Origin of the sequence: Nocardia sp. JMUB6875, from assembly GCF_041154655.1 — a bacterium.
Lineage (GTDB): Bacteria > Actinomycetota > Actinomycetes > Mycobacteriales > Mycobacteriaceae > Nocardia.
Genome location: NZ_BAAFGR010000245.1, coordinates 1 through 8,256, shown reverse-complemented (window position 1 = coordinate 8,256; position 8,256 = coordinate 1). Strand labels below are relative to the sequence as shown.

Sequence of the window (8,256 nt, the reverse complement as noted above, 5' to 3'; positions counted from 1 at the left end):
CCCTCGGGCCCCGCGAATCCCCATGCGCCACAAACCAACCCGCCCCAGCCCGAGGCCGGGCAGCAGGGCTGGAACCGCACCGACCCCACCCAACTCGGCTGGAGCGCCGCGGCCCCGAACCAACCGGCCCCGGGCCAGAACGATCCCACCCAGCTCGGCTGGAACACTCCGGCCGCGAGACAACAGGGTTGGGGAAATCAGGGCGGCTGGGCGCAGCCGGTCGAGTATCCGCCTTATCAGCAGGGGTACCAGCCGACGCAGGAGTTTCAGCCTCAGGGGTATGCGCCGCAGGGGTATCAGCCGACGCAGCAGTTTTATCCGGGGCAGCAGCCGGGGGTGGATTTCACTGGGCAGCAACCGGTTCCGGGGTATGGCCAGCCCGGCCCGCCGCCGGGTGGGTCGAATCGCACATGGCTGATCGTGGCCGCCCTGATCGGGGTGGTCGTGCTGGTCGGCGGCGGTATCGCGGCCTATGCGCTGACGCGTGACGATTCGGGCGGCACCACCGCCGCGCCGACCACCACCGTCAGCGCGGCGCCGACCAGTAAGGCGAGTCCTTCCGGCGGTCCGTCGGGCGCGCCGAAGTCCGGCTCCCGCACCGTGGTCGCCCCGTCGCTGGGCATCAGCTACGACGTCCCGAGTGGCTGGACCATCGCCTCCCCCGCCGAAACCTCGGCCCAGTCCGGCGCCGACGGTTCCGTCCTCGGCTACGGCAAAGCCAGTGAGGGCACCAACTACTGCCCCGGCTCGGCCTATCGCTCGCTGGCCTACGTCGCCCAGGTCGACGGCACCGATCTCGGGGCCGCCGCCACCAAGATGGCGAAGATCTCCATCGAGGGCGGCTACGACGACCCCACCGGCGGCAAGCCCGGCGCGCCCACCCCGGTCACCACCAAGTCCGGGATCAAGGGCCAGCAGGTCGAAGCCTCCGGCTCCTGGAAGCCCACCCTCTCCGGCTGCACCACCAACGCCTACTCCGTCTACACCTTCGCCTTCCAAGGCCCCCGCAACTCCACCCTCGCCATGGCCATCCTCGTGGACCGCGGCACCACCGGCGAACTCACCGCCGACCAGGCCAAGCAGATGATCGCCAGCCTCCGCACCTCCTGAGGCCGATCCGGCGGTGCGGCAGGCAAATAGAATGATCGAATGCCGCTCGTCGAAGTGACCTACAAGCCGGAGCTACCCGATACCGTGCTGCGGGAGTTGGGGGAATGGCTGCCGCATCTGGTGTCGCTGGCGGTCGAGTGCCCCGAGGAGCCGTACGACGGGGATCTGCAGCCGGGGGATGTGGAGATTCGATTCCGGGAGTTGGGGAAGTTCGATCGGTCCGGCATGGACGTGGTGATCGAGGTGCGGTCGAAGTACTTCGCGAGCCGGGCGGAGAACCGGCAGGAGCGGTGTGATCGGCTGCTGGCCGATGTGGAGAAGTTCGTCGACGCGAATATCGGTGTGTACCTGTCGCTTCCGGTCGCAGGATGGGCGCAGAGCGAGTAGTCAGGACTCGCCCGCGCGGCGGTGCTGACGCCACTTCCAGTAGACGAGCGCCGCGACGGCGAGGATCGGGACGATGATCATCAGGTCGGTGTCGATGTGGCGCAGGATGACCGTGAAGGATTGTCCGACCAGATAGCCCGCCAGCACCAGCACCGAACCCCAGATGATCGCGCCCGCCGCGCTGGCGAGCACGAAGCGGCCGAAAGGCATGGGCGACATGCCGACCAGCTCCGGGAGCATGGTGCGGAAGAACGTGCTGAAGCGGCCCACCAGTATCGCCCAGCCGCCGTGGCGTTGCAGGAATTCGCCTGCGCGCGTGAGATTGTCGCGGTAGCGGTCGAAGATGGCCCACTGCATCATCCGGGTGCCGTAGATCCGGCCCAACCAGTAGCCGATGCTGGCCCCGATGACAGCGGACGCGATCACCAGCACCAGCACCGTGGCAATACCCAGATGCCCCTGACTGGCGGCCACACCCGCGAGAATGGCGGCGGTGTCCCCGGGCACCAACAGCCCGAACACCATGGCCTCCTCCGCGATCACCAGCAGCGCGACGACCAGATACGTCCAGCCCGCCGGGAAGCTCAGTATTCGCTGCACGACCGAGTCCATACCGCTGACGCTAACCGTCCGCACCTCACGGCCCCGGCCGACACTCCCGGCGCTCGGTAGCCGGTCCCAGCGTTTCAATCAATGATTGAAATAGTGTTTGAATCGTGTTTCGATGCTGGGCATGGTCGAGAAGGTGGCTGCCGGAACGCGCGAACGACTGCTTGCCGCGGCGGAGCGATTGCTGCTGACCGAGCCGTACGACGAGGTGTCGGTGCGGGCGGTGTGTGCGGCGGCGGGGGCGAATCCGGCGGCGGTGCACTATCACTTCGGGTCGAAGGAGGCGTTGGTCGGCGCGCTGATCGAGGATCGGCTGGGGCCGTTGTGGGCCGAGGGGCTGGACGGGGCGAGCGCCGGGCGGGATTCGGTGCCCGCGGTGGTCGACACCATTCTCACGCCGTTCCTGGAGTTGGCGTCGGATCCCTTGGGGCGCTTGCATCTTCGGCTGCTGGCACGGTTCGTTCTGGGGCGGCATCTGACGTCGTGGCGGGGGCCGTGGTTCCGGATGGATTCCTGGGCGGCGCTCCTGCCCGAGCTCGCACCCGCCGAGGCCAAACGCCGCTGGATGCTGGCCTTCGACCTGATCATCATGCGGTTCGGCAGTCCCGAGCTCGAGCAGCACGGCATGCCCGGACCGGCGCTGACGGCCCTGCGCGATTTCGTGGTGGCCGGGCTCACCGCACCGGGAGAACAATGATGAACGAGATCTTCGCACCGGCGAAACTCGGCCCGATCACCTTGCGCAACAGGGTGATCAAGGCCGCCACCTTCGAGGGCCGCACTCCAGAAGCGCTGGTCACCCCCGAGCTGATCGACTTCCACCGGGAGGTCGCGGCGGGCGGGGTGGGCATGACCACGGTCGCCTACTGCGCGGTCGCGCCGGGCGGGCGCACCGATCGGCATCAGATCTGGATGCGTCCGGAAGCCGTTGCGGGACTGCGGGAATTGACCGACGCGGTGCACGCGAAAGGCGCGGCGGCCAGCGCGCAGATCGGCCATGCCGGACCGGTCGCCAACGCGGCCTCCAATCGCGTGCCCGCGCTGGCCCCGAGCAAGCTGTTCAGCCCGTTGAGCATGCAGGCCATGAAGGTGCCCGACGATGCCGAGATCCGGGAACTCATCGCCGCACACGCGAATGCGGCGCTACTTGCCGAGCAAGCCGGATTCGACGCGGTCGAAATCCATTTCGGGCACAACTATCTGGTGAGCTCGTTCCTGAGCCCGCTGCTCAACCGGCGGCGCGACCGCTGGGGCGGCTCACTGTCCAACCGGGCCCGCCTCGCCCGCGAAATCGCCTGCGCGGTACGGGAAGCCGTAGGCGGCCGCCTCGCGGTGACGGCGAAGCTCAACATGGAGGACGGCCGCCGCGGCGGCCTCACCGTCCCGGAGAGCGTGCAGGTCGCCGCCTGGCTCGAAGCCGACGGAGCCCTCGACGCCCTCGAATTGACCGCGGGCAGTTCACTTCTCAACCCGATGCTGCTCTTCCATGGCGAAGCCCCCCGCAAGGAATTCGCGCAGGTCCTCCCCGGCCCCGCGCGCCTGGGCTTCCGCGCCGTCGGCCGCGCCTTCCTCAAGGAATACCCCTATCAAGAGGCATTCCTACTCGAACGCGCCCGCCACTTCCGCCGCGAACTGTCCATGCCCCTGATCCTCCTCGGCGGCATCACCAACCTCGACACCATGCACCTGGCGATGACCGAGGGCTTCGACTTCGTAGCCATGGGCCGCGCCCTCCTCCGCGAGCCGAACCTGCTGCGCCGCATCCAATCCGACGCCACCACCCGCTCGGCCTGCGTCCACTGCAACAAATGCATGCCCACCATCTACACCACCACCCGCTGCGTCTTCCGACCCGAGCGGACCCCCATCGATCTGGACGGACGGCAACGAGCATGAGCGGCAGACTCGACGGGCGCGTGGCGCTCATCAGCGGTGGGGCATCGGGAATGGGGGCCTCGCATGCGCGGGCGTTCGTCGCCGAGGGCGCCTCGGTGGTGATCGGGGATATCGCCGACGAGGGCGGGGCGAAACTGGCCGCCGAGCTCGGGGATGCCGCCGCCTTCATCCACCTCGATGTCACGAGTCTGCTGAACTGGCAGGCGGCGGTGGCTACCGCTGTCGAGCGATTCGGGAAGCTCGATGTGCTGGTCAACAATGCGGGGATTCTGGACGGCGGGCCGCTGGGGACCTACACCGAAGAGCAGTGGAACCGAACGCTTTCCATCAATCTCACCGGGCCGTTCCTGGGGTTGACCGCCGCGCGGGACCCGCTGGTGAAGGCCCGACCGTCATCGGTCGTGAACATCTCCTCCGCCGCCGGGATCCAAGGCGTACCGGGCCTACACGCCTACACCGCATCGAAATTCGGCGTGCGCGGACTCACCAAATCGGCGGCACTCGAACTCGCACCGCACGGCGTCCGCGTGAATTCCGTTCACCCGGGCGGGATCCTGACCCCGATGATCGGCGCGCCCGAGGGCACGACCGTCGATCGCGACGCGAACACCCTCACCCGGTGCGGGCTACCCGAAGAGGTAACCCCGCTGGTCGTGTTCCTGGCCAGCCACGAATCCAGCTACTGCACCGGTAGCGAGTTCCTCGTCGACGGCGGCATGACCGCCGGCTGACCCGGTTACTGCTTGTACGTGGCCAAGAAGCGGCCGATGCGTTCGATGATGGCCTCGAGTTCGTCGGCGTGGGGCAGGGTCACGATGCGGAAGTGGTCGGGGCGGGGCCAGTTGAAGCCGGTGCCCTGGACGATGTGGATCTTCTCGCGCAGCAGCAGATCCAGCACGAACTGCTCATCGTCGTGGATCTGGTACATGTCGAGGTCGATGCGTGGGAAGACGTAGAGCGAGCCCTTGGGCTTCACACACGAGACGCCCGGGATCGCGTTGAGCGCCTCCCACGCGCGATCCCGCTGCTCGCGCAGGCGACCGCCCGGCAGGGTGAGGTCATAGATGCTCTGGTGCCCGCCGAGTGCGGCCTGAATGGCCTGCTGCGCAGGGACATTCGCGCACAGTCGGAGTCCGGCCAGCATGGTCAGGCCCTCGAGATAGTTCTCGGCGTGCTCCACCGGGCCCGAGACCACCAGCCAGCCGCCGCGGAATCCGGCGGCGCGGTAGGACTTGGAGAGCCCGGAGAAGGTGAGGCACAACAGATCCGGGGCCAGCGACGCGGCCGCGGTATGGGTGAGGCCGTCGTAGAGGATCTTGTCGTAGATCTCGTCGGAGAACACCACCAGGTTGTGGCGGCGCGCGATCTCGAGCATCTCGCGCAGCACGTCGGGCGTGTACACCGCGCCGGTGGGGTTGTTCGGGTTGATGATCACCAGCGCGCGGGTGCGGTCGGTGATCTTGGATTCGAGATCGGCGAGATCCGGCATCCAGTCCGCGCCCTCATCGCAGATGTAGTGCACGGGGCGGCCGCCGTTGAGCGCGGTGGAGGCGGTCCAGAGCGGGAAATCCGGTGCGGGAACCAGGACTTCGTCGCCGTTCTCCAGCAGCGCGGTCATGGCCATCATGATGAGTTCGGAGACGCCGTTGCCCAGGAAGACCTGTTCGACGTCGACCTCGGCGAGTCCGAGCGTCTGGTAGTACTGCACCACCGCGCGCCGCGCCGACAGCAGGCCCTTCGAGGTGGAGTAGCCGCTGGACACCGGCAGATTGCGGACCATGTCCTGCAGGAGTTCCGCGGGCGCTTCGAAACCGAAGGGCAGGGGGTTGCCCGTATTGAGCTTCACGACGTGATGCCCCTCGGCTTCCAGCCGTGCGGCATGCTCGGCGATGGGCCCGCGAATCTCATAGGACACGCCCGCCAGCTTGCTCGACTGCTTCACCTGCATGAACGACCCCTTCTCGGTGTGGTTGCCGCACACTCTACTTGGAAATTCCAAGTTTGCACTTTGTTTTTCCAAGTTCTTGGTTACAGTGGGGTCGTGCCACGTCGAAGCTACGACCACTACTGCACCGTCAGCCGCGCCCTCGATATCGTCGGCGACCGGTGGAACCTGTTGGTGGTCCGCGAATTGTGTTCGGGCCCGCGCCGATACAGCGATCTGTTCGCCGACCTCCCCGGCATCAGCACCGACGTCCTCGCCGCCCGCCTCAAGGACCTCGAACGTGACGGAATCCTCACCAAGCGGCGCACCGGGCCCCGCGCCGGGACCGCCCTCTACGAACTCACCGAATCCGGCGCCGCCCTGCGTCCGGTCCTGAACTCGCTGTCCGTCTGGGGGGCAGGACAACTCGGCGAGCAACGGCCGACCGACGCTGTCCGCGCCCACTGGTTCGCCCTGCCCCTCGGCCACGCCGTCGCCGCCCACCTCCCCACCGGCACGGCCACCATCCGGATCGGCGATACCACCTTCCACTACGTGATCACCGAGACCGGCCTCACCCACCACGACGGCCCGGCGGTCGCACCCGACCTCGATCTCCGCCTCGACCTCGCCACCGCGGGCGAGATCGCCACGGGCGCACGCACGCTCGCCGACGTCCTCGCGGAGGCGGACCCGGGGCAATCGGTCGCCTGAGGCGGCGGGCGCAGGGCCGCCGCGCGCGGCTCGGACATGGGGTCGGTCGGCGTCGGTAGCATCGATCGGGTTGTGGCCATCCGATCGAGGAGGAATGCGTGACCAGCGAGAACGCCAACGGCACGATCACGATGATCGGATCCGGCAGCGCCAGTGCGACGCCCGACATCATGCGGGTGTCGATCTCGGTGGAGACGCGGGCGGAGACCGTCGCGGCGGCTTACGCGCGGGCCGGGGAGCGGGCCGACGCGGTGATCGGGTCGCTACGGGGGGACGGGGTGCAGGGGCGGGACATCAATACCAGCGGGCTCACGGTGCGGGCGGAAACCGTGTGGACGGACGGGAATCGGGAACAGCTCGTCGGATACATCGCGGGGACCTCGCTGACGGTCACCCTGCGCGATATCGCCGCACCCGACGGCGAGGCCAAGTCCGACGCCGACGGCGGCCCCGCCGCGATCATCGCCCACGCGGTGGACGCGGGAGGCGACGACGTCCGCCTCGGCGGCCTCACCCTAACCGTGGCCGACGAGGAAACCCTCACGGTCCGCGCCCGCGACGCGGCCTGGGATCACGCCCTCGGCAAGGCCGAACAGTACGTCCACCGCGCGGGCCGCAAACTCGGCCCGGTCATCGAGATCACCGAGAGCATCTCCGACCCGGTCCCCCAACCCCGCATCGCCTTCGCCGCCGAGAAGATGGCCGCTCCGGGCGGCGCGGTCCCGGTCCAACTCGGCGAAACCGAACTCTCCGCCAGCATCCGAGTCACCTGGCAACTCAACTGATCCCGAGCTTCAGAGTTCTACTGCGGCAAGGAGAGTCGTGGCCCGGGCAACCGTGAGCTGGATGCGGAAGCGGGTGGCATCCGGGCGGGTTCGGTGCGGGAAGGGATTGTCGGAGACCAGGGCTCGGAGGTCGTGGAGGAGGCGGGTACCGGCGGCGATGGTGAGGCGGCCGGTGTCCACCAGGTGGCGGACGTTGGCGGTGACATCGAGGTCACCGGTGCCCGCGGCGTAGGCGGTGATGTGGCGCAGAGTTGATCTGAGGCGCTTCTCGCAGGCCGGAAAACGGCCTCGCTCATGGTGTTTGAGGGCTTGTCGGAGGTGATCGAGGGCGGTTTGCTGGCCGCGCACTTCCAGTTCGGTGGCCAGTAGGGCGACCTGGTCGGCGAGCCGGATGGGCAGCGCCGCAGTGGGTTTCAAGCGGCATCGGACTCCGACCTCGGCGCCCGCGCCGAACCGGTCGATCTTCAGCTTGTACCCGTCCACGAGCAGCGCCGCCCGCAGCCTCGGCATCCACGCCGGAAGATGCCTGCGCTGCAACGACTCCCCCTGCAGGAACCGCGTCACCGTCACCTCGACCAGATCCAGCAGCGCCCGATCCGCCTCCGCGCTCCCGCCCAGCGCCGCCATCCGCGCCCCGTACACCGGCGTCACCAGCCGCCCCCAATAACTGTCGGCATTCACCCACAACTCGCCCCGGTACTCCGGCCGCTTGAGATCCACCCCCAGCAGCAACCCCTCCAGCGAGTGAAACCGCGACTGATCCCCATAGATCAGCTCGACCACCGACGCCAACGTCGGATCCGACAACGTACTCATGGCCACATCTTGTCC

General features: G+C 68.1%; 9 protein-coding genes and 1 pseudogene. 7 read left to right on the top strand and 3 right to left on the bottom strand.

The window, feature by feature from the left end:
• Together ACAM49_RS36500 and ACAM49_RS36495 are read left to right on the top strand one after the other, a co-directional pair.
• Nucleotides 1-1,110 (top strand): annotated as a pseudogene (locus tag ACAM49_RS36500) (hypothetical protein); the annotation flags it as partial.
• 39 nt (nucleotides 1,111-1,149) lie between these two features.
• Nucleotides 1,150-1,497, top strand: a complete 348-nt coding sequence (locus tag ACAM49_RS36495; RefSeq protein ID WP_369640097.1) for a hypothetical protein — start codon at nucleotides 1,150-1,152, stop codon at nucleotides 1,495-1,497.
• Here ACAM49_RS36495 and ACAM49_RS36490 read toward each other — a convergent pair whose 3' ends face one another.
• Nucleotides 1,498-2,109 carry a DedA family protein gene (locus ACAM49_RS36490; protein WP_369640096.1) on the bottom strand — a complete coding sequence of 204 codons (612 nt, stop codon included), beginning with the start codon at nucleotides 2,107-2,109 and terminating at the stop codon, nucleotides 1,498-1,500. It lies immediately after the preceding gene.
• 112 nt (nucleotides 2,110-2,221) lie between these two features.
• Between ACAM49_RS36490 and ACAM49_RS36485 the strand changes: the two genes are divergently transcribed.
• Genes ACAM49_RS36485 through ACAM49_RS36475 form a run of 3 tightly spaced genes read left to right on the top strand, consistent with a single transcriptional unit; the run spans nucleotide 2,222 to nucleotide 4,733 of the window.
• The gene (locus tag ACAM49_RS36485) at nucleotides 2,222-2,803 is read left to right on the top strand and encodes a TetR family transcriptional regulator (protein WP_369640095.1); all 582 of its coding nucleotides are present in this window, start codon (nucleotides 2,222-2,224) and stop codon (nucleotides 2,801-2,803) included.
• Nucleotides 2,803-4,002 carry an NADH:flavin oxidoreductase gene (locus tag ACAM49_RS36480; protein ID WP_369640094.1) on the top strand — a complete coding sequence of 400 codons (1,200 nt, stop codon included), beginning with the start codon at nucleotides 2,803-2,805 and terminating at the stop codon, nucleotides 4,000-4,002. Before ACAM49_RS36485 ends, ACAM49_RS36480 begins: the two co-directional genes overlap by 1 nt.
• Nucleotides 3,999-4,733: an SDR family oxidoreductase gene (locus tag ACAM49_RS36475; RefSeq protein WP_369640093.1), complete on the top strand. Its 735-nt coding sequence runs from the start codon at nucleotides 3,999-4,001 to the stop codon at nucleotides 4,731-4,733. The genes ACAM49_RS36480 and ACAM49_RS36475 overlap by 4 nt, the downstream gene beginning before the upstream one ends.
• Before the next feature lie 5 nt (nucleotides 4,734-4,738).
• Here ACAM49_RS36475 and ACAM49_RS36470 read toward each other — a convergent pair whose 3' ends face one another.
• Complete coding sequence (locus ACAM49_RS36470) at nucleotides 4,739-5,950, bottom strand: pyridoxal phosphate-dependent aminotransferase (protein WP_369640092.1); 1,212 nt, start codon at nucleotides 5,948-5,950, stop codon at nucleotides 4,739-4,741.
• Between the two features lie 93 nt (nucleotides 5,951-6,043).
• On the opposite strand from ACAM49_RS36470, the gene ACAM49_RS36465 reads away from it, so the two are divergent.
• Nucleotides 6,044-6,640: a winged helix-turn-helix transcriptional regulator gene (locus ACAM49_RS36465; RefSeq protein ID WP_369640091.1), complete on the top strand. Its 597-nt coding sequence runs from the start codon at nucleotides 6,044-6,046 to the stop codon at nucleotides 6,638-6,640.
• Nucleotides 6,641-6,738: 98 nt separating this feature from the next.
• The gene (locus ACAM49_RS36460) at nucleotides 6,739-7,425 is read left to right on the top strand and encodes an SIMPL domain-containing protein (protein WP_369640090.1); all 687 of its coding nucleotides are present in this window, start codon (nucleotides 6,739-6,741) and stop codon (nucleotides 7,423-7,425) included.
• Nucleotides 7,426-7,434: 9 nt separating this feature from the next.
• Here the strand turns inward: ACAM49_RS36460 and ACAM49_RS36455 are convergent.
• Nucleotides 7,435-8,256, bottom strand: an 822-nt coding sequence (locus tag ACAM49_RS36455; RefSeq protein ID WP_369640089.1) for a hypothetical protein, incomplete at its 5' end; no start/stop codon positions are given.